This is a genomic window from Caballeronia udeis (genome assembly GCF_044909315.1).
GTDB classification, from domain to species: domain Bacteria; phylum Pseudomonadota; class Gammaproteobacteria; order Burkholderiales; family Burkholderiaceae; genus Caballeronia; species Caballeronia udeis_A.
On the sequence record NZ_JBIYEB010000009.1, the window covers coordinates 217,449 to 241,727 of the forward strand.

Annotated in this window: 16 protein-coding genes; 11 read left to right on the forward strand and 5 right to left on the reverse strand. The window is 61.6% G+C overall.

Annotated features, from left to right (window positions below):
• Positions 1 to 370 precede the first annotated feature (370 nt).
• Positions 371 to 808, forward strand: coding sequence for a hypothetical protein (locus ABH944_RS17075; protein WP_404609328.1), 438 nt, complete (start codon positions 371 to 373; stop codon positions 806 to 808).
• Positions 809 to 1,026: 218 nt separating this feature from the next.
• Positions 1,027 to 2,856, forward strand: a complete 1,830-nt coding sequence (locus ABH944_RS17080; protein ID WP_404609330.1) for an FUSC family protein — start codon at positions 1,027 to 1,029, stop codon at positions 2,854 to 2,856.
• A gap of 39 nt (positions 2,857 to 2,895) precedes the next feature.
• On the opposite strand, the gene ABH944_RS17085 is transcribed toward ABH944_RS17080, so the two are convergent.
• The 4 genes from ABH944_RS17085 to ABH944_RS17100 form a co-directional block, all read right to left on the reverse strand.
• Positions 2,896 to 3,840: an aldo/keto reductase gene (locus ABH944_RS17085; RefSeq protein ID WP_404609331.1), complete on the reverse strand. Its 945-nt coding sequence runs from the start codon at positions 3,838 to 3,840 to the stop codon at positions 2,896 to 2,898.
• An 86-nt stretch (positions 3,841 to 3,926) separates the two neighbouring features.
• Positions 3,927 to 6,848 (reverse strand): bifunctional diguanylate cyclase/phosphodiesterase, encoded by a 2,922-nt coding sequence (locus tag ABH944_RS17090; protein WP_404609332.1) that lies wholly within the window; start codon positions 6,846 to 6,848, stop codon positions 3,927 to 3,929.
• Positions 6,849 to 7,097: 249 nt separating this feature from the next.
• Positions 7,098 to 8,336: an MFS transporter gene (locus ABH944_RS17095; RefSeq protein WP_404609334.1), complete on the reverse strand. Its 1,239-nt coding sequence runs from the start codon at positions 8,334 to 8,336 to the stop codon at positions 7,098 to 7,100.
• Between the two features lie 122 nt (positions 8,337 to 8,458).
• Positions 8,459 to 9,535: a GlxA family transcriptional regulator gene (locus tag ABH944_RS17100; RefSeq protein ID WP_404609336.1), complete on the reverse strand. Its 1,077-nt coding sequence runs from the start codon at positions 9,533 to 9,535 to the stop codon at positions 8,459 to 8,461.
• A gap of 52 nt (positions 9,536 to 9,587) precedes the next feature.
• Between ABH944_RS17100 and ABH944_RS17105 the strand changes: the two genes are divergently transcribed.
• Positions 9,588 to 10,271, forward strand: a complete 684-nt coding sequence (locus tag ABH944_RS17105; RefSeq protein ID WP_404609338.1) for a DJ-1/PfpI family protein — start codon at positions 9,588 to 9,590, stop codon at positions 10,269 to 10,271.
• Positions 10,272 to 10,752: 481 nt separating this feature from the next.
• Here ABH944_RS17105 and ABH944_RS17110 read toward each other — a convergent pair whose 3' ends face one another.
• Positions 10,753 to 12,528: a hypothetical protein gene (locus ABH944_RS17110; protein ID WP_404609342.1), complete on the reverse strand. Its 1,776-nt coding sequence runs from the start codon at positions 12,526 to 12,528 to the stop codon at positions 10,753 to 10,755.
• Positions 12,529 to 13,339: 811 nt separating this feature from the next.
• On the opposite strand from ABH944_RS17110, the gene ltrA reads away from it, so the two are divergent.
• From ltrA to ABH944_RS17150, 8 genes are all read left to right on the forward strand, one after another.
• Entirely contained in the window at positions 13,340 to 14,665 is a 1,326-nt protein-coding gene (gene ltrA, locus ABH944_RS17115; RefSeq protein ID WP_404609344.1) for a group II intron reverse transcriptase/maturase, read from the forward strand.
• A gap of 1,921 nt (positions 14,666 to 16,586) precedes the next feature.
• Positions 16,587 to 17,297: an energy transducer TonB gene (locus ABH944_RS17120; protein WP_404609346.1), complete on the forward strand. Its 711-nt coding sequence runs from the start codon at positions 16,587 to 16,589 to the stop codon at positions 17,295 to 17,297.
• 77 nt (positions 17,298 to 17,374) lie between these two features.
• The gene (locus ABH944_RS17125) at positions 17,375 to 18,292 is read left to right on the forward strand and encodes a MotA/TolQ/ExbB proton channel family protein (RefSeq protein ID WP_404609347.1); all 918 of its coding nucleotides are present in this window, start codon (positions 17,375 to 17,377) and stop codon (positions 18,290 to 18,292) included.
• A 12-nt stretch (positions 18,293 to 18,304) separates the two neighbouring features.
• Entirely contained in the window at positions 18,305 to 18,727 is a 423-nt protein-coding gene (locus tag ABH944_RS17130) for an ExbD/TolR family protein (protein WP_404609349.1), read from the forward strand.
• A 9-nt stretch (positions 18,728 to 18,736) separates the two neighbouring features.
• Positions 18,737 to 19,168 (forward strand): ExbD/TolR family protein, encoded by a 432-nt coding sequence (locus tag ABH944_RS17135; protein ID WP_404609351.1) that lies wholly within the window; start codon positions 18,737 to 18,739, stop codon positions 19,166 to 19,168.
• Positions 19,169 to 19,177: 9 nt separating this feature from the next.
• A complete protein-coding gene (locus ABH944_RS17140; protein ID WP_404609353.1) occupies positions 19,178 to 20,383 on the forward strand; it encodes a tetratricopeptide repeat protein in 1,206 nt (401 codons plus the stop codon).
• Positions 20,384 to 20,400: 17 nt separating this feature from the next.
• Entirely contained in the window at positions 20,401 to 20,976 is a 576-nt protein-coding gene (locus ABH944_RS17145) for a helix-turn-helix domain-containing protein (RefSeq protein WP_404609355.1), read from the forward strand.
• A 374-nt stretch (positions 20,977 to 21,350) separates the two neighbouring features.
• Positions 21,351 to 24,131, forward strand: a complete 2,781-nt coding sequence (locus ABH944_RS17150) for a TonB-dependent receptor (RefSeq protein WP_404609357.1) — start codon at positions 21,351 to 21,353, stop codon at positions 24,129 to 24,131.
• The last annotated feature ends 148 nt before the right edge of the window (positions 24,132 to 24,279 follow it).

Consider the following 24,279-nt stretch of genomic DNA (forward strand, 5'->3'; position numbering starts at 1 on the left):
AATTTACTAGTAATAAATATGTTTGATTAAAGTAGGGAAACGCCGGCCAACATAACGAGGGGACAGGCCGCCCGGAAACGGGATTTGTCGACCGGTATCGTGTGGCCTAAGGTTGGTCGAGCGGCACCGTTTTGCAAAAGCCGGCGGTTGTGAAAAATTTGTTAAAGCTTACGATTCACAGGCCGTAAAGGAGTGAACAGTGGCAGCTGCTCGACTCTCTCTGGCTGTCATCCGATGTCCCGCGTCAGCGCTTCCCGGGTGATCGACGAGGAACGCCGGCCGGACCATAAAAACAGTGTTGCGGTCGGGCCGCGCCAGATTCAGTTGATCCAACACGCTTCTGGCCGGCCGGACGACACAGGAGAACACGATGTTGACCGATACGGCGCAGCGGGTCTTGCAACTGAGCGGCTATGCGGTGCGCCTTGCCGCCGCGCGTGACCGGAGCTATGCGCTCGCCCGTGCCGTCGAAAAGTCGCAAGCCACGCTGAGCGAGGTGGCACAGGATCCCGCAAGCGATACCGCGCTTTGCCGCTATGCGGCTGAGGCCCTTGAATCCTTGTGTGAGAACCTCGTGCGGTTGTGCGCGCTGACCGACCAGGCATCGGCGAACGCCGAAGCGCTTGCGGCATTGCCCCTGAAATTCTTCTCCGACAACGACGGCGCTGCCGAGGACCTCGAAGCCGCGGTCCTGTCGCTGGCCGAAGCAACCGCGACAGCCGAGACCGAGCTTGCGGAACTTGCACAAGTCGTGACGGAGGCGTGCGGCGCCGTCAACGAAATGCGCCGGCCCGAGCAAATCGGGTAAACCCCCAGTCCAGGAATTTTGACACGGTAATATACGGGTATACGTGAGGCAGTTACATGCTTCGCGTGCGTCCCATGCAGTGCGTTCGTCCGGCGATCCCGGTTGAGCGCGTTGGCTGACGCACCAAACAGGAGAGTCCGCTGCGAGGCGGACTCGTCGTATCGGAAGCGGCCACAAGCCACTACCGACATTGCCGACACTTGTCCCGGGTATTACACATGTCCATTGCCGCATCCCTGTCCCTCCTCGCGCGAGGTTTTCATCCCGCGCGTGACCGCCGGCCCGCGACCCGTGGCGCTGTCTCCCCTTCATCCCCTCTGCTGACCCGCCTGCTCGGCTCCGATCCCGGCCTGCTGCGTTTCCACACCGCGCTTCGCAGCGCGATTGCCTGCGTGCTCACGGGCGTGGTGACGATCGGCTGGACAGTTCACCTGCATCAGCCGCCTACGCTTGCCGCGTTCGCGTTGCTGTTCGCCATGGTCGCGCCGCTGTTTCTCCGCGATGCCACGCAACGCGGCTGGTTCCAGTCGCTCGCGGTGATTTATGGCGCGGGGGCTGCAAGCCTGATCGCGGCGAGCGCGCTGGCGGCCTGGCCGCTCGTGGCGGATGCCGGATTCCTTGCCGTGCTGTTCACGGCGATGCTGGTGCAAGCGTGCGGTCCGCGTGCACTGGGTGGGGCGATGACAGCGGTGGTCGCGTTCTACCTTGGGCTTTATCTGCATCCCACGTTCGAGCACGTGTTGGCCATGCTGGGGTTGTCGGTGGCCGCGCTTGTGTGCATCGTGTTCACCGGCCGTGTGATGGTGCCGACCCGGCCTGAGGCCACGTTGCGTCGCGCGCTGACCGCGGTCATGCAGCGTGCCACGACGGTGCTTGCCGATCGCCGTGCTGACGAGCCCGACGCCCTGCGTCACTTGTCGCTGTTGAACGAAGCGGCGCTCGCTGTTGAAGAGCAGCTTGGCTTGCTCGATCTTCCAGGCGTGCAGCGGCTGCGGGCGTGCCTGATCGATGTCGAGGTTGCGGCGGCCCGGCATGCGGTGGATGCCAGCCGGCTTGATCGAAGCGATGTTCGTTTGCGGATTGCCCTGCGGCGTTTGTCGCGTGCGGGCCGTGACGCGGTGGCGTCGACCGCGCGTGCAGCGAAAACCGGCGTCAAGCGGCCGGCGGGCGCTGCGTTCGTTTGGCGCGGTGCACTCTCCTGGCTGCCCGCCTGCCGCGCGACGACGGCTGCGCTGATCGCCATGCTGATCGGTCATTCGGTGTCGCCGGAACGGTGGTTCTGGGCGGTCATCACGACCTTCGTGGTGTTCCTCGGCACGCGCTCGCGCGGCGACACGATCCGCAAGACCGGTGAACGCGTGCTTGGCACGCTGGCGGGGGTGGCGGTCAGCGCGGTGCTGATAGGCGCGCTTCACGGCACGCCCTGGCTGCTGGTTGCCGCGATGGCCGCGTGCGTGTTTGGCTGGGCCTATTTCATCCTGACCTCGTACGGGCAGGGTGTTTTTTTCATCACCGTGCTGGTCGGACTGATCTATGGCGAGCTGGGTTTTGCCATTGGACCGCTGATTGAAATGCGCGTGGAGGAAGTGTTCGTTGGCTGCATCGTATCGATAGCCGTAGCGGTATTAATGATGCCGCTGCGCACGTCTCATCACGTCGAGATCAAGGTGACCGGCGTGCTTGATGCGCTCGACGAGGTCCTGCGCGTTTGCCATACGCGTGTCGATGTCGACGGGCTCCGCCCGCTCACCGCCGTGCGTGCGCTCGACCGGCGCTGGCATGAGTTGCGGATCGCATTGCGGCCGCTGCAGACGCAGCGCGTGTTTGCGTGGAACACGCAGTTGGAACTCGCGGCCGGACCGTTGTTCGCGTGCGTGCAGGCGGCGCGCGAACTGGCGCGGGAGACGGCGCGTGGCGCAACAGCTACAACCACCGATGAAGCCCGCGCACGCCTTGCCGGAGCGTTGGCGTTGTTTGCGGCGCGTTCCGGGCGGGGCACGCGGAACCCTGACGCAACGGTTGCCGGGGAGCTTGTTGCGGCGCGTTAGCGCTTCGGGCCGTGCAACAAGACCTTCAGCGTGCGGACCTCAAGCCACCGCCGCCGCGATGCGCTGTTTCATCGATTGATCCGGATAACTACCGAATCCGGCACGCACGTTGTCCTGCATGTACTCAGGCCTCCCGGTCCCGGGAATCACGCAGGTCACCGCCGGATGCGCGAGCACGAACTTGAGCAGCAGTTGCGCCCAGGTCGTGCAGCCAATCTCCTTGCTCCAGGCGGGCACTGGCTGTCCCCTGAGTTTGCCGAGCAAACCGCCGCCGCCGAACGGCTGGTTCACGATCACGCCAATCCCGCGTTCCCTGGCGAGCGGCAGCAAGCGTTCTTCGGCGGCGCGGTCGTCGGCAGCGTAGTTGATCTGGACAAAGTCGAGTGTCTCCGACCGCATCACGGCTTCCACCTCGGCGAACGCGCCCGACGTGTAATGCGTAATGCCGAGATAGCGAATCCGGCCCTGTGCTTTCCATTCACGCAGCGTGGCGAGCTGCGTGCGCCAGTCGAGCAGGTTGTGAACCTGCATCAGGTCTATACGCGGTTGTTGAAGACGCCGCATGGACTCTTCCATTTGCGCGATCCCCGCTTCACGGCCTTCGGTCCATACCTTGGTCGCGACAAACGCACGGCCATGCCCGCCGATGCGTGTCAACACCGCTCCGGCAACTGCTTCCGACGAGCCATACATCGGCGATGAGTCGATGACCGAACCACCGTTGTCGAACAGGATCCGCAATACGTCGCCAAGCGCGGCCTGTGCCTGTGGATTGTCGCCGACATCGAAGGTGCGCCAGGTGCCGCAGCCGACCACCGGCAGCGCTTCGCCCGTGGACGGAACAGGACGCGTGTTCATGCGCGGCAGCGGCGTGCCGTTGGCGGGTGTTTGCGCGAAGGCCACAGGCAGGCCCAAAGGCAGCATTACGCTGCCGGCAGCAAGGAGGAGGCGTCGACGATGAGTGTTGGCGGAAGTGGGGCGCATAAGCGGTCTCGCCGTGACGGATCAGCTCACAGGATAGGTGAAGTCACGAAGGCGCCTAGTGAGCGCGCCACTCGGTGATTGAACCCTCAAGGCTCTTGTGTCAGCGCCTGCAAGCGCGGCGCAAGCGTGGTCAGCAAGAGCTCTTCCAGCGGCATGGGGTGGGCGAAGTAATACCCCTGGGCCTGTGCCGCACCCATTTCGCGCAGTGCCGCGAGCGTGGCGGCGTCTTCCACGCCTTCCGCCACGAGCGTGAGGTCCAGCGACTCCGCCATCCGCACGATTGCCCGTACGATCGCGCTGCTGCGCGGACTGGTAGTCAGTTCGAAGATAAATGACCGGTCGATTTTCAGACCGCTGAAACGGTACTGATGCACATAACTCAGCGACGAAAATCCGGCGCCGAAGTCATCGAGCACCACCGACATGCCGTGATCGGCCAGGCGCTGCATCGAACGCCTGGCTAGGTCGGGCTCGGCAACCAGTGCGCCTTCCGTGAGTTCGAGGCAGATCCGCGACGGCGCGACGCCGTGACGCGCGAGCAGGGCGAGGACGTCGTCGGCGAACTCCGGGCGCGTCATGCTGTAGCTCGAACAGTTCACATGCACCGGCGGCCAGTCAGCGTGTTGCGGCTGCGCGAGGATGATCGCGACGCGCGTGAGCATGTAGAGATCGAGCCGGCCGATCAGGCGCAAACCTTCCACCGCCGGCAGGAATTCGCCCGGTGTGATGATGCGGCCGTCGGGCTGGCGCCAGCGGATCAACGCTTCGAGCGCAACCAGCTCGCCGCTGTTCACGCAGACAATAGGCTGAAAATACGGCACCAGTTCGTCGTCGCGCTTGAGCGCATTGCGCAACGCGCCTTCGCGTTCCACCTGATCGGACACCTCGCGGCGCAGCGCATGATTGAACACGACAAAACTGTCGCGGCCGCCATTCTTCACGCGATACATCGCGGTATCGGCATCACGCAGCAGGTCCGCCGGCTCGCGATGAAACTGGCTGTCAGGACTGACAATGCCAATGCTGCACGACGAGAACACCACGTGATCGTCTATATGAAACGGCAGGTCGAATGCCGCCAGGATCCGTTCCGCAATTGCCACGGCGGTTTCCAGCGGCGCACCCGGCGAGAGCACCGCGAACTCGTCGCCGCCGAGCCGCGCGAGCAGGTCGTCGTCGCGCAGGCAGCTTCGCAGGCGGCCCGCGGCTTGCACCAGCAGCATGTCGCCGAAATGATGGCCGAGACTGTCGTTCACCACCTTGAAGCGGTCGAGGTCGATGAACATCACGGCCAGCTGTTCGCCTTCGCCATGATGATCGAGCCACGCCTCCTGCAGCCGCTGCAGCAGGTGGCTGCGGTTGGGCAACCCGGTCAGCGCGTCGTGTGAATTTTCGTGTTGCAGCCGGGAGTTGGCGAGATCGAGCTCGCGGGTGCGGTTCTGCACGCGCTCCTCGAGTTCGAGGTTGGCTGCATGCAGGGCTTCGGCGGCGCTGCGGCGCGACAGGGCGGTATCGATATGGCGCGAGACGAACGTGAGCAGTTCCTGGTCGCGCAGCGAGTAACGCACGCTCGTGGTGTAGCTTTGCACCGCGAGCACGCCGCGCACGACGTCGCCGTCGAACAGGGGAATGCCCAGCCACGAACGCAGCTTGATGCTCTCGCCCGAGCGTTCTATCTCGCCGGTCTCCACCAGCCGCGTGGCTTCGGCGAGGTCGATCAGGCACGGACAGCGCTGCCTGATCACGTACTCCGTCAGGCCGCGCCGGTTACGTCGCGGCGTGGGATGGTCGTTGAGCAGTTCGTCGACGTAATAGGGGAAGGACACGGTCGCGGTCGTATTGTCGACCAGCGCGATGTAGAAGTTTTCCGCATACAGCAACTCGCCGACAATCCCGTGCAGGCTCTGGAAAAACTCCATCATGTCGCCGTGCCGGCTCGACAATTCGGCGATCTGGAATAACGCCCCCTGCAGGTGTTCGGCCCGTTTGCGCTCCGCGATCTCCAGCCTCAATGCGCGATTTAATTCGGATAACTCGGCAGTCCGGCGCGATACGGTTTCTTCCAGGTCATCACGATGCAGGATCCGGTCCAGCGCCATGGCTACATGCCGGGCGACGACCAGGAACAGCGCACGGTCCTCCACGCTGTAGATTCGCGAGACGTCGTACACCTGCATGGCGATCATGCCGAAGACTTCGTCCGAGGCGTTCTTGAGCGGCGCGCCCATCCAGAATTCGGGGCGGTCACCCATGCAAAAGAAACGGCCCTCGCGTTCAGCCGTGCGGATGCCGGCGGCGTCGATCAGGAGCGGCTGGCCCGTGATCAGCACCTGGCCCGTCAGCGACAGGTGCGACGGATCGAGCATGTCGTACATCGCGCGTTCGAGCGCGGAAGTATCGATTACATCGACGTAATACGGGTACGTGATCCTGCCGTTCGACGAGTCGTAAAGCGCGAGATAGAAATTTTCCGCATCGATCAGCGTGGCGAGTTGCTGGTGCACACCCTGCAGGAACGCCGATCGTTCGCGCACGGAACTCGCGAGATAGGCGATCTCATAGAGCACGCGCTGGGTGTTTTGCGCACGCGCCAGCGCGTCGGCCTGCATGGCTTCGCCCAGGGCTCGGGCGAGGTCGGACAGCGTGGAGCTTCCCGAGTGGCTGGCTGGCCCGAGCAGCCAGCCGAGGATGCCCTCGCCGCTGCCCGTGGGCCAGAGACACAGGCGCCGGGATGTGCAGAAGGCGTGGAAGGTGTCGGCGGTGAGAAGGGCGGGCCAGGTTTGCGCTGCATCGCCCTGCGCCGCCAGATGCAGGGCCTCGCCGACCCGATACCACGCCCAGGCGGGGGTATCGGTTTGAGTACGGGCACGCTGCAACAGCACATCGACTGAACTGCCCGCGTGGGTCACCCGCGCCGGGTCGATGATCACGCGAGCGAGGTCCGCAGCGGGGTCGTCGCTGCTGTCGTCGGCCACCGGCGTGGCAGGGTTTGCGGGAAAGACGTTCATCAGCGCTCCGAGCCGGAGGTTGCACCGCGGCTCCTGATTCAATCTCGTTCGATGTCGATGTTATCTGCTCTTCATCCGGACACGGGAGGGATTGAATGAGCCCGCTCCTTCGGTTGTGTACGCACCTGAGCACTATAACGGCAGCACGGCCGGGGGCTTGAGCGCTATCGTCAGGATTCAGCCGGTCCGGATCCTTGCCTTGCACCCATGTTTCAATACGGCGCATTACAAGCCCCTCTCAAGCTCCCCTCAAGCTCCCGACGAACCGCATGCCGTTGCGGGGCCGGACACTAATGAACGCCGCTCCACCGCTACCGAAACACCCAGCAGCACGATCCCGCCGCTCGCGAGCAGCGCACCGGTCCAGCCGGTGGCCTCGAGTCCGAAGCCCATCGCGACCACTACGCCGCCCGCCCACGCACCCAGCGCATTTGCAATGTTGAAGGCCGAATGATTGAGCGCGGCCGCGACGGTCTGGGCGTCGCCGGCCACGTCCATCAGGCGCGTCTGCACAGCCGGGACCACGGCTATGCCGAGTCCCATCGCGAACAGGTTGAGCGTGGCCGTCCATTCGTTGGCCGAAGAATATGCGAAAGCGGCCAGCGCGGCGGCATTCCAGATCAGCATGCCGAAGATGGTCCAGAGCCGCGACTTGTCGGCCAGCACCCCACCAATCAGGCTGCCCGCCGTCATGCCGACACCCAGCGCGCCGAGCAGCAGCGGCACGCGCCAGGGCGCCACATGGGTCACGTTCAGCAGTGTCGGCGTGATGTAGGTGTACACCGCGAACAGTCCGCCGAAGCCGACCGCAATCACTGAGAGCGTCAGCCACACCTGCAAGCGCCTGAACACGCCAAGCTCGCGGCGAGGCGTGGCGCCGCCTGCGTGAATGGGCGGCAAAAAGATGCGCACGCCAATCATGGTAAGCATGCCGAGCGTGCCGACGAGCAGGAAATCCGCACGCCAGCCGAGCCATTGACCGAGCCAGGTCGCCAGCGGCACGCCGAAAATATTGGCGATCGTCAGGCCCAGCATGACGCGTCCGACTGCCCGCGCGCGCCGGTCGGGCGGCACGAGAGAAGCCGCCGTCAACGCGGCCACGCCGAAATACGCGCCATGCGGCACGCCGGAAATAAAGCGCGCGATCAGCAGCAGCGGGTAATTCGGCGCGAGCGCGCTGAGCAGATTGCCGAACGCAAACATCAGCATCAGGCCGATCAACATCGCGCGGCGCGGGATCTTCGCGAAGAAAATAGTAATAAGCGGCGCGCCGATCACCACGCCCAGCGCGTACGCGCTGATGATGTGACCCATGGTGGGCAGCGACGTACCGAGGCCGTTCGCGATGACCGGCAGGATGGTCATGGACGCGAATTCACCCGTGCCGATAGCCAGGCCGCCGACGGCCAGCGCGAGTTCGGCGGGACCCGCGCCATGGGGCGCGATCACGCGCATGAGCGGGTCGTTGGGGACATCGATAATGGACATTGGGGAAAAATTGTGAATGGTGAGCGAAGCGCAATGCAGCATTATCGCGAAAGAATTAATCTTCCGCATGCGCGAAGGCTCGAACGGCCGTGCTGAACCGTGTTGCTGCGGTGCCGTAGCCGCTAGTCCTGTGTGACTGCCGTGTGACGCGGCTCGTTCGTGTCTTCGGCATCGCCGCCAGCCGAAAAACGTTCACGATAAGCCTGCGGTGTGACACCCATTGAACGCAGGAAGCTGCGCCGCATGGTTTCCTCCGATCCAAACCCGCAGCGCGCGGCGACGCGCTTGACGGGAAACGAGGTATCGCCGAGCAGGCGGCGCGCCGCTTCCAGGCGCAATTGATCGATCGCGCGTGCCGGCGTGACGCCCGTTTGCGCCCGATAGTGGCGCACGAAGCTGCGCTCGCTCATGCCGGTGCGCTCGGCCAGTGTCGAGATCGACAGGTCGGCCGCCATGTTCTCGGCTATCCACGCATGCAGGTCGCTGAAACGGTCGCCGGCTTTTTGCAGCGACAACGTCGCGCTGAACTGCGCCTGACCGCCCGGCCGTTTGAGAAACACGACCAGCTCGCGTGCTACATCGAGCGCGAGCGCGCGCCCGAGATCGTCCTCGATCAATGCAAGCGCGAGGTCGATGCCGGCTGTCACGCCCGCAGATGTCCAGACCGCGCCGTCGCGAATGAAAATAGGCGATGGGTCCACGTGGACGGCCGGGTAACGCTGCCCGAGATGGTCGCAATGCGCCCAGTGAGTGACCGCCCGGCGATCGTCGAGCAAGCCCGCGGCGGCCAGCAAAAACGCACCCGTGCATACCGATGCCACCCGCCGGCACTGTGCCGCGCGCTCCCGTACCCAAGCCACCTGCGCCGGATCCTTGGACGCCGCATGAACGCCGCGTCCGCCCGCGACGATCAGCGTGTCGGTCGGTTGTTGAGCGGTGGGCAAGGGCTGCGCGAACAGTCCGAGACCCGCTGTGCTTTGAATTTCCCCCGCGGCGGCGGAAACGACACGCGCTATATAGGGCGCGGTTGTCCCACGCGCCAGCGAGATTTCATTGGCGGAGGCGAAGGCCTGCAGCGGCCCGGCGGCGTCGAGCAACTGGACGTCCGGAAACGCGAGGATGTCGATACGGCGAGGAGCGTTACTCATGGCTTTAGGGTGGGTTGGCGTGAAACGAGGGTTGAATGACAAGTTCGCCAAATCGTAGCGAGGTATCGTTAAGGCGTCCACTTCCTTTTAAAGGTTCATCGCCATGACGTTGCATATTGGTTTCCTCGTTTTCCCGCGCGTTCAGCAGCTCGACCTGACCGGCCCGCATGACGTATTCGCGTCGGTCCCGGGCGCAACGGTTCACCTGATCGGAAAAACGCTCGATCCGATCAAGGCGAGCAGCGGCCTCGTGCTGACGCCCACCATCACGTACGCCGATTGCCCCGCGCTCGATGTGCTGTGCGTGCCGGGCGGAATCGGGGTGGGCGAGTTGATGGAGGACGACACCGCGCTCGATTTCATCAGGCGGCAGGCTGCGCAGGCGCGCTTTGTCACATCGGTCTGCACGGGCGCGCTGGTCCTGGGCGCCGCCGGTTTGCTGCGTGGACGGCGTGCGACCACACACTGGGCGGCCCATCATTTCCTGGAGAGCTTCGGCGCGATTCCGGTAAAGGAACGGGTGGTCCAGGATGGCAATCTGATGACAGGCGGCGGCGTGACAGCGGGCATCGATTTTGCACTGACACTTCTTATCGGCTTGATCGGCGAAACGGAAGCGCAGGCAATTCAGCTTCAACTGGAATATGCGCCCGCTCCGCCCTTTAATTCAGGTACACCCGACACGGCGCCGAAGGCCGTGGTCGACCTGGTGTGGAATCGCGCCGAAGCAATGCGTGCTCAGCGTGCAGCAATCGTTGAACGTGCGGCGGCTCGATTGAATGGATAGCAGGCCCGGCGCAGCGCCGATGCGGTAACTCGGTTCGACGGGCATGCTTCTGACAGGAGGCGAGTGCCATGCTACGCGTACTGGTTGCTTCGATCACGGTTCTTGGCTCGCTCGGCATAGTGCTGGGCGCGGCGCCCGACGCATTTGCCCGGAGCGGGAAGACCACACCGGCCGTGCCGCCTTCAGCTCCTTCACCGCCTTCACCGATATCCAGGCAGGCGCGCAGAGCGCAACGCAAAGCTGATAGAAAAGCGGCACAGGCCAGGCATTCGGTGAGTGCCACGCTGCATGCCGTCGTTCCATGTACGCCCGATCCGGTGTAAGCCGCGATAGTCGGGCGACCATCATGTCGGCATGACTTGACGCAAACCCATCCGGGAGCGAAGACGCCGATCGAGGCAATTCCAGAGGGGGTTAAGCGGGCATGATCGGCGGCGAGGCTTGATGCGGAGTGCGGTCTCCGGTCAAGCCTCGATGCGCTTCAATGTGCTTCGCCGCGACCGGCAGGGCGAATAGGTGCGCCGTTGTCCGGCGCCTTGGACGCGGACGGATCTGCATCCGCGTTCGGCACGGGCTGGAACGCCACGACCGGCTCAGGCATTGGCGGCGCCACATGGGTTTCGCGCGGGGTCTCGCGCGCCTCATGCGTCACGTGGGTTTCGTGCGGCGCACGCGCGACCGGGTTGGCGAACAGGTGCGGTACGCTGCCGGCCGCAGTGGGAGCTCCTCCGGTGCTCGCGATCTCGGCTGTGCGCGGGATGGCAACGGCTTCGCGGATCGGCGCCGGGTGCATCGGACCGCGTTGCATGATGGCGGCCGCCTGAGCCTGCGCGCTTTCGGCCGCTTTCTTCGCTTCAGCAATCTTGATGGCCACATGCTTGAGGAACACGCGCGAGTCGGTGTAGCTCGCGTCAATAGCAAGCGCGTCCTTTGCATAACGCCGTGCGCATCGCCATGAAGCCGACTGGTCGCATGCGCGGGCGTGTTGCATGGCGGTGTCGCGTGCGGCTTCGCGTTGGGCGAGGTCGTCGCGGACCCGCTGGACCTCGGGGCTGTTGACCTGATTCGCGGGCACGTTGGCCAGGTTCTTCTGCGCGGCGCTCAGGTCGTTGGTGACCAGTGCGAGGCGCGCGAAATAGAGGCTTTCCCCGGGGCTGCCCAATGGCGGACGCTCAGTCGCGATGACCGGCGAGACCGGCGGCAACGACAGCTTCGGCAATTCCTTTTCATCGGGCAGGGAAGGCTGGGGCGCATGGCTGGCGATAGGCACGTCGGCGGTCGCGCTGGGGCTCGGTGCGGGCGGTAAGGCGGCGAGCGGGGCGGGAGTGTCGACGGCAGGTGCTTGAGCCGGCGCGCTGGTCGTGGCTGTTGTCGGTGACGGTGCAGCAGGCGTGTTCTGTGCAAGCGTGACAGCCGGCGCGTCCGTCGGGCTCTTTGACAGGGGTACTGCTTCCGGGGTTGGTGCGGGCGTGACAGGCGTTGCTGTCGTTGCTGTTCCTGCTGTCGTTGCGACTATCGGTGCTTCGGTGTCCGGTGTCGCGTTCGAAGCGGCTCCCGTTGCCCAGCCTGATGCGATCCTTGAACTCTCTGTGCGCAGGGTCGCAATGGCAGCTGTCAGCCTATTCCTGATCGACGCCATCATCTCGGCCGCCGGGTTCGGTTCCGGTGCGAGTGTTGGTGCTTGTGTGGGTGCGGGTATCGGAATTTGCGTCGGAGTCTGGGCCAATACCGGAGGCGCCACATGGGGCACTGCAGGGGTGGTGGCAGTGGTCACCGGGACGGGGTTCGCGGGCTTTGCTGCCGCAACGACCGTCGTTGCGCTTGCTGGTACTGCCGCTTTCGGCGCATTGTCGGGAGCTACCGGAATGAACGCGGGCGTCCTTGCAGGCTCCGGCAGTGCAGCAAGCCGCTGAACCACGGGCGATCTCAGGCCGGGCGCATAAGTCAGCGCCAGCGCGACCGCGAGCAGTCCGCCACCCGCCACACCGAACGCCACGCGTCGAACAACGCGGGCACGCTCCCGCGCAATATTCATCGCAGCGTCGACTTCCTCAGGCACGCTCGGATATGGCACGAGCATGCGCCCGGGCATCATCATGACGTTGCTGTTATTGAAGTCGATGGAGTTCGCTGCGACCAATGCCCGGGACTGATTTGTGCCGCAATGCGGGCATTCTTCTTCGCCGTGCGTCAACGCGTTGCCGCAGCGACGACAAGCTGCGTAAAGGACAGGCGTGCGAAAAGATAACAGGTTCATGCCGAACCCCTCGGGCAAGTGTCGACGCCGGCTCGTAACGCAGCCGGATCGTTCGTATAAGAATAGTGCAATTAATTCAGAAGTTAGTACCCCGGTATGTTTTGTAGACCGCATTGATGCATATCGGAGACACTTCCCCGCGCCCGGATCACGCCATGTAGGGCTTCCCTCGCTGCGCTTGTCCGAATCTGACTTGGGTGTGGCGGATAACAACGGAGATCAGCGCGAAGCGCCAACATGCATGCACGGTTCAGTCGGGATGTATCAATGGAGCGAGCCGTGCAAAAAGCGGCCGTGCGGAAAGGGCAGGTCTGGGTGTGCGCCGTGAAAAGGCGGCGCTTTCCAGCGGGTGTAAGTCCCGTCCGGCAACCGCTCCAGCCGGAAGCAACCGGAGCAGTCATGGAGGGAACGAAATGGCTGAAGCCTTCGGGTAAGCGTGTCACGAATTGGTGACAGCGCGAGTGTGCAGGCCGTAACGTGAGTGAACGCTGAGCAAGCCTCGAAAATGCCGATGCGCAGGCCGACCCGGCGACCCTTTCGGGGAAGGCTGATACGACTGGATGGATGAGCGAAGCAGTGCCGCCAGTCGCTGCGCCGGGGTAGTGGCGACAGCATGTACACAAGGAAAGCGCACGCAACACGGGAAGCCCCTTGGCGTGTTCAGGGATGAGCAACCGGACGCCCGTGAGGGACAGGCCGGGCGCCTTGGGGTGACGGAGAGGCCCGTAATACCGATGAAGCTGGTGTAATGCCGGTGGAGGGAAGGGGCCTCAGTTCAAGACAGACGCAATACGTAGTGAGGACGTGGAGATTGGGCAACCTATCAACTCCGATTCGTGTTCAGACGCTGCAGATGGCGTTACACGCGAAAGCGAAGGCAGCAGCCGGGTATCGCTTTTATGCCTTGTACGACAAGATCTATCGCGAGGATGTGCTGGCACATGCGTACGCCCAGTGTCGCTCGAATAAGGGCGCGCCGGGTGTCGATCGGCAAGACTTCGCGGAGGTCGAGGCGTATGGGGTACAGAAGTGGCTCGGCGAACTGGCGCTTGCGCTCAGGCAGGAGAGTTACCGGCCGGACCCTATCAGAAGAGTGTTTATCCCGAAGGCCAATGGCAAGCTGAGGCCACTGGGCATCTCGACCTTGCGAGACCGGGTGTGCATGACAGCAGCGATGCTGGTGCTCGAACCGATCTTCGAAGTCGACCTTCCACCCGAGCAGTACGCCTACCGGCCGGGCCGCAACGCGCAGCAAGCGGCGGTCGAGGTGGAAGAACTGCTGTTTCGCGGTCACACGGACGTTGTTGACGCCGACCTCGCGGACTACTTCGGAAGTATTCTCCACGCCGAACTGATGTTGTCGCTGGCGCGACGCATCGTTGACCGGCGCGTTCTGCATCTGATCAGGATGTGGTTGGAGTGCTCCGTTGAAGAAACCGATAACCGTGGTCGGAAGATGCGGACGACTGAGGCCAGGGACAGCAGGCGCGGCATTCCGCAAGGCTCACCCATCTCACCATTACTCGCGAATATTTATATGCGCCGGTTTGTGTTGGCATGGAAGAAGCTCGGGCTTGAGCGCAGTCTTGGCAGTCGAATCGTGACCTACGCGGACGATCTGGTGATCCTGTGCAAGCGAGGTAACGCTGAGAAAGCGTTGTCGCAACTGCGCGCGATCATGGGCAAGCTGAAGCTGACGGTCAACGAGGAAAAGACACAAATCTGTTCGGTGCCGGAAGGCGAATTCGACTTCCTGGGTTTTACGTTTGGGCGAATGTACTCAGCGACAACTGGTCAGGCCCGTATGGGTTTGCGCCCGTCGAAGAAGAGTATCCGGCGCATGGTCGAAAAGATTCATGCGCTGACTGCCCTTAAGACGGCATGGCAAGAGACCACGACGATGGTGGGCAAGTTGAACCGCTCGTTACGCGGCTGGGCGAACTACTTCCAGGTAGGGAGCGTTAGCCGCGCATATCGCGCGCTCGACAGCTACACCGCGACGCGGTTGCGCCGGTGGCTACGCAACAAGCATAAGCTCAGGCGACGCAGGGGCGGGGGCTATCCACTCCCGCACCTCTACGGGCACTTCGGGCTCGTACGTCTGAGCGCCCGCGGGGGCGTAGCCTGGCGTGTGTGAAGGCGTGATGTCTTGTCCGAGAGCCCAGTGCGGGAGATCTGCACGCTGGGTTCGATGAGCGGGGTGTGGAAACGGGGTTAGGGCTAGGTTATTCGGGCACCGCCAAACGAAAAGGGCGGCAACAGACAAACCGAACCTAATGCGACCGCGCCACATCTCTACCGACGACGATCGACGTCATGGCTCAGGTGCGACTCCCGCCAAAGTTTTTCGGGAGACTGATATCAAAGGATCTTGGCTTGCGCGTAGCTGGCGTTCTCAAAACCGCCGCACACCATGTTCCACAATCGCGGCAAGCTGTCCCTCGGTCCGCCATACATGCCATGCGCGGGATAAGCTGGTACGGACTTGATATCGGGGAGCGGCAAGGCCGTTCGCGATACCCGATTGACTGGGCGAGTTGCCGTACCAGCAGCTCATCAGGACGGAGTACCGTATTGGCGGTGGCGAGTTGTGCAGGGCTGAAATCCACATTGATCAACAGGCGCAGGAGCATGGCACGTCAGTCCGCAGGCGAACCAGGGCGGTCGCCGCGTGGTACAGATCAAGTATGGTGCGCCCTGAGTGTGCAGCACACGACGCCAGCCTGTGATGCGAAGAGAGACAGTCCTTGCTGCCCATGCGCCGGGTAGGGTGAAAATGTAGCTAGTGTGACACCCGTATTACACCGGTAAGAGTCTTTCAATGATGATTCGGCATCCGAATGTTATTCCAGAGAAATAGTGCGCCGCCTTGCATGCATCCACGACGGATCACAGGCGCTTGCGTTCAACTGCGAGTTTTCGACCTGCATTGATGCACGGAAGCTGCCGCTAACCGAGTTGTACATGGTCAACATCAAGTTCGGTCGATAACGAGAAGCGCGGCGAGAATTAGTCGTCGATATTGCTTAGTAATCTTAATGATTTGGGCGTCATGGGATTTTCCCATTTCATTCAAAATGGCTTGACTCCGAATAATCCAATAAATACAGATTTATTATCCTGTATAACAAGATCTTATAGGGAGGGCAGATTAATTATTCTGTATAACAGGATGTGATGAGGCAGTAAAAATGAGATCAATGGGCATTAATTACCGACTCCGCTCAAAATCATGGAGATCATATATGCCATCGTTGACTATATGTAAATATTTAGAATATATTTTGTAATTTAATAAATGACGCATTGAAAATACGCATTTAGAGTGTCGTAAATACCGCTAAACAGATTTCAAACACTGATTCTCTTCTTTTATTTTCTGGCTTTTGACGCTGCCCGCTGGTCGGCTCTCGATCGTCACGTCAAACCGTACTGCCCGGGATTCGCCCCGGCACCACGCAGGTACCGGAAAGTACCGCCCAGTGGGCGTTTGCGCTATGTACCACCCGCCATCGGCCGACAATTCATGGTGCGGCATGGAAGCGGCAATAGCAGCTGAATCCCAATTAACGAGCTGCCGAAGGTTCGCGCATATCCGCTGCGGCATACGCTTATTCTTTTAGAGCGGCGTGAGTACGGCGTTAGTTAGAGTGTTTTCTCTAAAACTAAGTACGCTGTCGTCAAATAAAGTTTGACCGCGCATTTTTTGTCCTGCTATCTTCGCATCCCATGAAACGCCGGTGACAATCGCGCAAAAAATCGGGTGTCGTAGAGCGCTTCGTTTAAATTGTCTCCGGGTATTCATGGCAGGTCGAGATGAGCCCGCCGGATTTAATCTGCCGTTGTTTCATTTAGATGTTCTTCGGCAGGGTTGATGTATCGCCGGGGCGTCTCACAGCCGTATCCGCGTCAACGCATCAGGGTTTACGCTGCCTATAAATTCGGAGTGCAAATCAAGGGGCGGAGCGACGCAGGCAGTTGTCCGAGGTGAGCGTTGGTTGCCCCATGTCGGCGCACTGCAGTTACAGAAATGGACGATTCACGCCGGAGGAGTAAAGGTGGGTACGAAAGTCGAAGGGCAATTCCCGGCAGCAACGGTCCGTATGGAAAGGCCGGGACGCCCACGTGAGTTCGGGCGCAAGCAGCAAAACCCTGTGCGCCGCTTCGGCGGAATCGCAGTTGTTCTGCTCCTGCACATCGTGTTGATCTATGCACTTATCAACGGCCTTGCCACCAAGGTCGTACAGGTCATCCAGCATCCTATTGAAACGAAAATCATCGAGCCGGTGAAGCCGCCGCCGCCGCCGCCGTTGCCCACCGTGCAATTGCCGCCGCCGAAGTTCGCACCGCCGCCGCCGCCGTTCGTCCCGCCACCGGAAGTGCAGGTGCAAACGCCGCCGCAGCCGACCATCACGCACCAGGCCGCGCCGGTCGTGTCGGCACCCGCGGTTGCGCCGCCCGCACCGCCTGCGCCTCCCGCGCCGAGCAAGCCCGTGAGCACCGAAGTAGGGGTTGTGTGCCCGAACTCGGATCAGATCCGTTCGTCGATTCGCTACCCGAAGGAAGCGCAGGAGAACAACGTGACGGGTGATGTGCTGATCGAATTCACAGTGGACCCACAGGGCCATATCACGAATGAGCGCGTTGCCAAGTCTGCGGAAGATTCCTCACTCGACCGTGCAGCGTTCAACGCGGTCAAGCAGTTCACGTGCGTTTCCCAAGGCCAGGCCGTCCGTGTGCAAGTTCCGTTCTCGTTTAACCTGAACTGAAACCCACTGGCTGTCCGGTACCGGTTGCGATTTATCAGTCTTCGTTTAGAAGTTGTACTAATGAACTTGGAGCAGGCATGAAAAAGCGTACTCTCGCCGCACTGGCGGCAACCCTGTTGTTCGCCGTAACCACGGTGGATACCTTTGTGGCGCCGCATATGGCCCACGCGCAAGCCAGCGACGCCACCGCGTCCGCTGCGGCCACTGCTACCCCGACGGCCACCGCCGCAGCGCAAACGGCCGGCTCGGCCGCAGACGAAGCGGTACCGCCGCCGGCGCCTGCCACGTCCGAAATCGTTGCTAACCCATACGGTCTTGGTGCGCTCTGGAAGAACGGTGACTTTGTCGCACGCTTCGTGCTGATCCTGCTGGTGCTCATGTCCATGGGCAGCTGGTACATCATGATCACCAAGTTTTTCGAGCAGTTCCGTGCCAACCGCCGTGCGAAGAGCGCCGACGAGCAGCTATGGACCGCGCCGTCGCTGGTCGAAGGCGCGAAGCTGCTCGACGAAGCTTCGCCGTTCCGCTTTATCGCCGAAACAGCCATCGAGGCCGGCGAACATCACGACGAAGCACTGCTCGAAGCCGTCGACCGCAACACGTGGATCGACACTTCGGTTGATCGTGCCATCACCAATGTATCGAATCGTCTGCAGGACGGCCTGGCTTTCCTCGGGACGGTCGGCTCGACAGCACCGTTCGTCGGTCTGTTCGGTACGGTGTGGGGGATTTATCACGCGCTGACGGCAATCGGTATTGCCGGCCAGGCCTCGATCGACAAGGTCGCGGGCCCGGTGGGTGAAGCACTGATCATGACCGCGATCGGTCTCGCCGTGGCCGTGCCCGCGGTACTCGGCTACAACTTCCTGGTTCGCCGCAACAAGTCGGTGATGGAGCGTGTTCGTGCGTTCGGCGCGCAACTGCACACGGTCCTGCTGGCCGGCAGCCGGCGCTCGGCGCGCGCTACGGCTCGCGAAGCAGCGCTGGCCAATTAAGCGGAGTTCGCCATGGCTATGAGCGTTGGGCAAGATGATGACGACGAGGTCATCTCCAGTATCAACACCACACCGCTCGTCGATGTGATGCTGGTCCTGCTGATCATCTTTCTGATCACGATTCCGGTGGTGACGCATACGGTGCCGGTGCAATTGCCGAAGGAGACAATCCAGCCGCTGCAGACCACACCTAAAAGCATCGTCATCGCGGTCAATCGCGACGGCGATTTCTTCTGGAACGAGACGCTGGTGGATGCACCGACGCTGCTGACACGCCTGAAAACCGTGTCGGTCATGACGCCGCAACCGGAAGTGCATGTTCGTGGCGACCAGAACGCGCGTTATGAATTCATAGGCCGGGTCATTACCGAGTGCGAACGCGCCGGTATTGCCAAGGTTTCGTTTATTACTGAGCCGCCTGCGCGCGGCGGCTAGGAACCAATCATGGGAATGAACGTATCGTCGGGCGGGGGCAGCGCCGAACCGGATGTGATGGTCGACATCAACACCACGCCCCTGATCGACGTGATGCTGGTGTTGCTGATCATGCTGATCATCACGATCCCGATCCAGACGCACGCCATCAAGATGAACCTGCCGATCGGCAATCCGCCGCCGCCAATCACGCAGCCGGAAGTGGTGCAGATCGATATCGACTTCGACGGCACCACGACCTGGAACGGCCAGGCGGTGCCTGACCGCGCGGCGCTCGAATCGAAGCTCGCACAGGTGGCCGCCGAACCGGTGCAGGCGGAAATTCATCTGCGGCCCAACAAGCTGGTGCCGTACAAGGATGTCGCAGCGGTGATGGCTTCCGCTCAACGGCTGGGCGCGACGAAAATCGGCCTGATCGGCAATGAGCAGTACATGCAATAGGGAAGTGGAATGCTAACGATCCATCAACGGTTCAAACACGCTGTCATTGCAGCGGCAACCTGCGGGCTGTCGGCGCTCGCCGTGCTGCCGGTCACGGCTTATGCCGCCGACACCTTGCGGCCGGATGTGGCGAAGCCGCTGAACGCCGCGCAGGATCTGTATCGCGCGCACAAGTACCAGGAAGCATTGACGAAGATCGATCAGGCTGCCGCGGTGCCCGGAAAGACACCGTACGAAAGCCTCATGGTCGAAGAAATGCGCGGTGCCGCAGCGGCGGCGGCGGGCAACAACGCTGTGGCTGCCCAGGCCTATGAAACCTTGCTGGGTTCAGGGCGCCTGAGCGGCGCCGACGAACAACGCACCACCGAGGCGCTTGCAGGCATCTACTTCCAGGAAAAGAACTACGCACAAGCTATCAAGGTCGCACAGCGCTATCAGAAGTCAGGCGGCAGCGATCCCGATATGCGCACCTTGCTTGTTCAGTCGTACTATCTTTCGAACGACTGCGGCAATGTGGTGGGCCTGCTCAAGCCTGGAATCGACGCGCAAGTGCGTGCCGCCCATGCGCCCGACGAGTCGCAACTCCAATTGCTCGGCACATGTGCGCAGCGAGTAAAAGATGACACGACGTACCGCGGTGCGCTCGAAAAACTGGTCGCCTATCACCCGAAGCAGTCGTACTGGGACGATCTGTTTCAATCGATCCGCACGAAGCCGGGTTATTCGTCGGCACTCGATATAGACACTTATCGGCTGCGTCGCGCGACCGGTTCGCTCACCACCGTCGACGACTACATGGAGATGACCCAGCTCGCGATCGTGGCGGGTACCACGGCCGAGGGTAAGCAGGTGATCGACCAGGGGTTCGCGTCGGGCGTTCTCGGCCACGATGCACAGGCGGATCGCGAAAAGCGCTTGCAGGCACTAGCCGCGAAGCGGGCGCAAGCGCCGGCTGATCAGGCGAACCCTGTATCGCCGGTCGACGTCGGCTTCAACCAGGTCTTCGCGGGGCAAACCAAGCAGGGTCTTGCAGCAATGGAGGCGGCCATCGCGAAGGGTGGGCTCGATCACCCTGACCAGGCGCAGCTGCATCTTGGTGTGGCCTACTACGTGGCCGGCGACAAAGCTCGCGCAGTACAAACCTTCCGTGCGGTGAAAGGCTCCGACGGTTCGGCTGACCTCGCCCGATTGTGGGTGATGGTGGCGTCAAAATAACGGGATTATGTCTTGCTATGGTTTTGCCACTCGATAACAAGGCACAGATCGCAGTTTCAATAGGAAGAAAAATCCGCGCACTCCGTCAACGGTTCAAGCGCACGCTGGACGAAGTGGCGACGAGTGCGGGGATTTCCAAACCCTTTTTATCGCAGGTGGAACGAGGTCAGGCAACGCCTTCCATCACATCGCTGGTTGGCATTGCGCGAGCTCTGGGCGTCACGGTGCAGTACTTCGTTGACACCCCCACCGAAGACAAGTCAGTGCGTAGGGGGAGTGAGCTGAAGTACTTCGGATTCGACGGAACCGCGAATCTTTTTGGCCGGCTGACGAACCTGGCGGTAGGCGCCAAGCTGGAAGCAATTCTCGTCAGGATGCCGGTGGGACAGAACCCGTCGGAAGTCACGACACATGCCGGAGAAGAGTTCTTGTATGTGACGAGCGGCCAGATATCACTCACGTTGGAAGGTACGACGTTCGTATTGCTGGCAGGTGACACCGCGCATTTCGAGTCCACCGTGCCTCATGCTTGGAGCAATACCGCTCGCGAAGAAGCGGTGGTCGTATGGGTGGGCACGCCAAGATTGTTCTAGGTGCCTTCGCTCAGTGCTTTCTCTAAAAGCACCGACACGGTTTTCATAAGTATTACTAATAGATGATTGAAAGGTTGCTCTGATGGAGAGGGGTTTTCCGCTTCATCATGCAAGGTAGTGGAAGTGAAAACAATTAGAAAGCGCTGCGCATTTCGTTTGTAATAAATAAGTAGTCCGATATGAAAGTATATGAAGTGTCCCGTCTTCTGTCTGTGTTTGCAATTTGGTGCGCTATTGACCCGATGCCGGGCAGTAGAAGCACGGGTCAGCTTTAACGGAGCGCGGCGCAAGAACGCCGTATATCGAGTGGAGAGGTCCACAAGGCCTCTCTTCACACACAGTTGTGGCTTTACTTACGAGCGAGAAGGGGAAAAATGAAACAACGGGTATTGGCGCTGGCCATCAAAAGAATAGTCTGGGCTGAACTAGCATTATCAGCCGCAATCGCCGTACCGGCGTTTGCGCAAAGCCAGCCAGCCACCACGGGTACAGCCGCGGGCGCAACGACGACGGAAAGCACACCGGCAGCGGCAGCGGCGCCGGTATCGGCATCCGGCACTGCAGCAGCCGCGGCACCGGCATCCGGCACACCGGCAGCAGCGTCCGCGGACAACAACACCGCGACACCGACTGCTGACAAGGGCGTCCAGCAGATCAAGAAATTCGAAGTGACCGGGTCGCTGATCCGCAGCGCCGACAAGGTCGGCTTCAATGCGGTTCAGACAGTTACGCAGAAGGACATTGTGCAGAGCGGCGCCACGACCGTCGCCGATTATCTGCGCACGACCTCCGCCAACTCGGCCAATAGCTGGAGCGAAGGCCAGTCCGGCAACTTTGCGGCAGGCGCGGCCGGTATTGCTCTGCGTGGCCTCAGCGAAAAGTACACGCTCGTGTTGGTGGATGGACAGCGCGTTGCGCCGTTCGCGTTCTTCTCGAACAGTGTCGACTCCTTCTTCGACCTGAATACGCTGCCGTTGAACTCCATCGACCGCATCGAAATCGTGAAGGCCGGCGCCGTGTCGCAATACGGCTCGGACGCCATTGCCGGCGTGGTCAACATCATCACGAAGCACGATTTCCAGGGGCTGCAACTCGACGGCAGCTACGGCAGCGCCATCAGCCAGGGCGGCGGCGCGGGCACGACTAAGTTCGGCGTGCTCGCCGGCTTTGGCGATCTCAACGCCGATCGCTTCAATGTGACAGCCGCCGCGAGCTACTACAAGTCGAACGGCTTTACGCTCGCGGACCGCGACGCGACGAGCGCCCAGGATTTCACGAATCAGCCGGGCGGCCATTCGTTGCTCGCGCCGTCGTACTGGAATATGCCCGACGGCAGCGTGCAGGCATTGAGCGGCTGTGCGAACGGCGGTGCGGTGCATCCCGCAGGCACCAACTCGCTGACATCGGGGTTGCCGGGCACGATCTGCGGCTACAACTCCGCAGAAAGCACGTCTATCGCGCCGATGACCGAGCGTTTGAACGCGAAGCTTCACGCCGATTTCAAGATCAACGATACAACGACGGCGTTCGGCGACTTCCTGATCAGCAGCAACAAGACCACCACGAATGACGGTCTGTGGAACAACGTGATTGGCAATCCGCAGGTTCCCGCGCTCGTGTGGAATCCGCAGACCAAGCTGCTTTCTCCGTTCAACTTCACTGTGCCGGCGAGCAATCCGTACAACCCGTTCGGGGTAGCCACGCCGCTTACGTACGCTTTCCCGGGCGCGGTGGCGGAAGACACGTATTCCACCTACTGGCGCGCGTCGACGGGCATCAAGGGTTCGTTCAACCTGCCGAACGGCGAGTGGGATTGGGCGACGTCGATCAGTCACTCGCAAAGCACGGTTTCGAACACCTATACGAACCAGCTCAACACCAACGTACTGAACAATATTTACCAGAACGGGACGTTCGATTTCTCGAATCCGGCGGCTACGCCGAACGGCCTCAACGGGCTGTACCAGGATGCGAATAACCTGGCGATCTCGAAGCTCGATACCGTTGACGCGACGCTGTCCACGCCACACCTCTTCAGTCTGCCGGCGGGCGATGTGGGCCTCGGGTTTGGTGCGCAGTTCACACACCAGAGCGAAGTGATGACCCCGGGCTCGGCATTCGAACAGGGCGACGTTATCAGCCCGATTCTGCAGACGGTGAATGGCCAGCGCAACGTGGCCGCGGTGTACTACCAGGTCGACATTCCGATCGTGCGCGCGCTGACGTTCAGCCAGTCAGGCCGTTACGACCACTACAGCGATGTGGGCGGTGCGTTCTCGCCGCGTTTCGCGTTGCGCTATCAGCCGGTTCAGGCACTCACGATGTACACCTCGTACAACCGCGGCTTCCGTGCGCCGACGTTCGTCGAGAACAGCGACTCGCGGACGCAGGGTATCCAGGTGGACCCGACCACCGGCCAGAACTACACGTCGATCACGGAGGGTAATCCAGCCCTGAAAGCCGAGCGCACGCGTAACCTCACCATCGGCTTCCAGCTGTCGCCCACCCGTACGACCGATATTGGCCTGGATTGGTACAAGATTCGTGTCGATAACGTGATCGGCCAGGGCTCGCCTTCCCAGGTTGTCACCGACCCGGTCACGGGCGATCTCCTGTACAAGGTCATCCCGTACATGAACCTTGGTTATCTGGATACGAATGGTTTCGAAGGCACGTTCCGCCAGTCGCTGCCGACGAAGACCGGGACGTTCACCTTGTCCGGTGACTGGGCTTACGTGAACAGCTTCAAGCTCGGATCTCCGGGCCAGGCGCCGGTGAATGGCGCGGGTAACGACTACACCCTCACGCAGCCGTTCGGCGGCAGCTTCCCGCGTTGGAAAGGCAACACCACGCTGGACTGGGCGTACAACAAGTTTGACGCAGCGTTGACCTGGCAGTTCACAGGTCCGTATGCGCAAAATCTGGTCGCGGGCGGGCCATCCCACGTGGGGTCGTACAGCCAGTTCAACCTGATGATGACGTACACGGGCTTCAAGCACTGGACGATCTTCGGCGGCATCGACAACATCTTCAACCGTGCGCCGCCGTACGATCCGATCTTTGCAAATGGCACGCTGGATCAGAATGGCTACGACCAGTCGATCTACACGAACATTGGCCGCTTCGCGCAGGTCGGCGCGACGTACAAGTTCTGATGCCGCTGTAGTCTGTTTGCCGGAAGGAGCGGTCGCTCCGGCGCGCGTCATGCGGCGCTGGAGCGGCCTTGTTTTTGGCGTGCTCTCATCGTCTCCGACCCGGATATTTCGATTCAAACATCGATCTTTCGAAACCTCACCGCATGAC

Coding starts and splice junctions, on each gene's coding strand:
- ABH944_RS17085 (WP_404609331.1), bottom strand. CDS start 3,840: ATGCGCCCCACTTCCGCCAACACTCATCGTCGACGCCTCCTCCTTGCT.
- ABH944_RS17150 (WP_404609357.1), top strand. CDS start 21,351: ATGAAACAACGGGTATTGGCGCTGGCCATCAAAAGAATAGTCTGGGCT.
- ABH944_RS17105 (WP_404609338.1), top strand. CDS start 9,588: ATGACGTTGCATATTGGTTTCCTCGTTTTCCCGCGCGTTCAGCAGCTC.
- ABH944_RS17095 (WP_404609334.1), bottom strand. CDS start 8,336: ATGTCCATTATCGATGTCCCCAACGACCCGCTCATGCGCGTGATCGCG.
- ABH944_RS17135 (WP_404609351.1), top strand. CDS start 18,737: ATGGGAATGAACGTATCGTCGGGCGGGGGCAGCGCCGAACCGGATGTG.
- ABH944_RS17075 (WP_404609328.1), top strand. CDS start 371: ATGTTGACCGATACGGCGCAGCGGGTCTTGCAACTGAGCGGCTATGCG.
- ABH944_RS17125 (WP_404609347.1), top strand. CDS start 17,375: ATGAAAAAGCGTACTCTCGCCGCACTGGCGGCAACCCTGTTGTTCGCC.
- ABH944_RS17080 (WP_404609330.1), top strand. CDS start 1,027: ATGTCCATTGCCGCATCCCTGTCCCTCCTCGCGCGAGGTTTTCATCCC.
- ABH944_RS17140 (WP_404609353.1), top strand. CDS start 19,178: ATGCTAACGATCCATCAACGGTTCAAACACGCTGTCATTGCAGCGGCA.
- ABH944_RS17110 (WP_404609342.1), bottom strand. CDS start 12,528: ATGAACCTGTTATCTTTTCGCACGCCTGTCCTTTACGCAGCTTGTCGT.
- ABH944_RS17145 (WP_404609355.1), top strand. CDS start 20,401: ATGGTTTTGCCACTCGATAACAAGGCACAGATCGCAGTTTCAATAGGA.
- ABH944_RS17130 (WP_404609349.1), top strand. CDS start 18,305: ATGGCTATGAGCGTTGGGCAAGATGATGACGACGAGGTCATCTCCAGT.
- ABH944_RS17090 (WP_404609332.1), bottom strand. CDS start 6,848: ATGAACGTCTTTCCCGCAAACCCTGCCACGCCGGTGGCCGACGACAGC.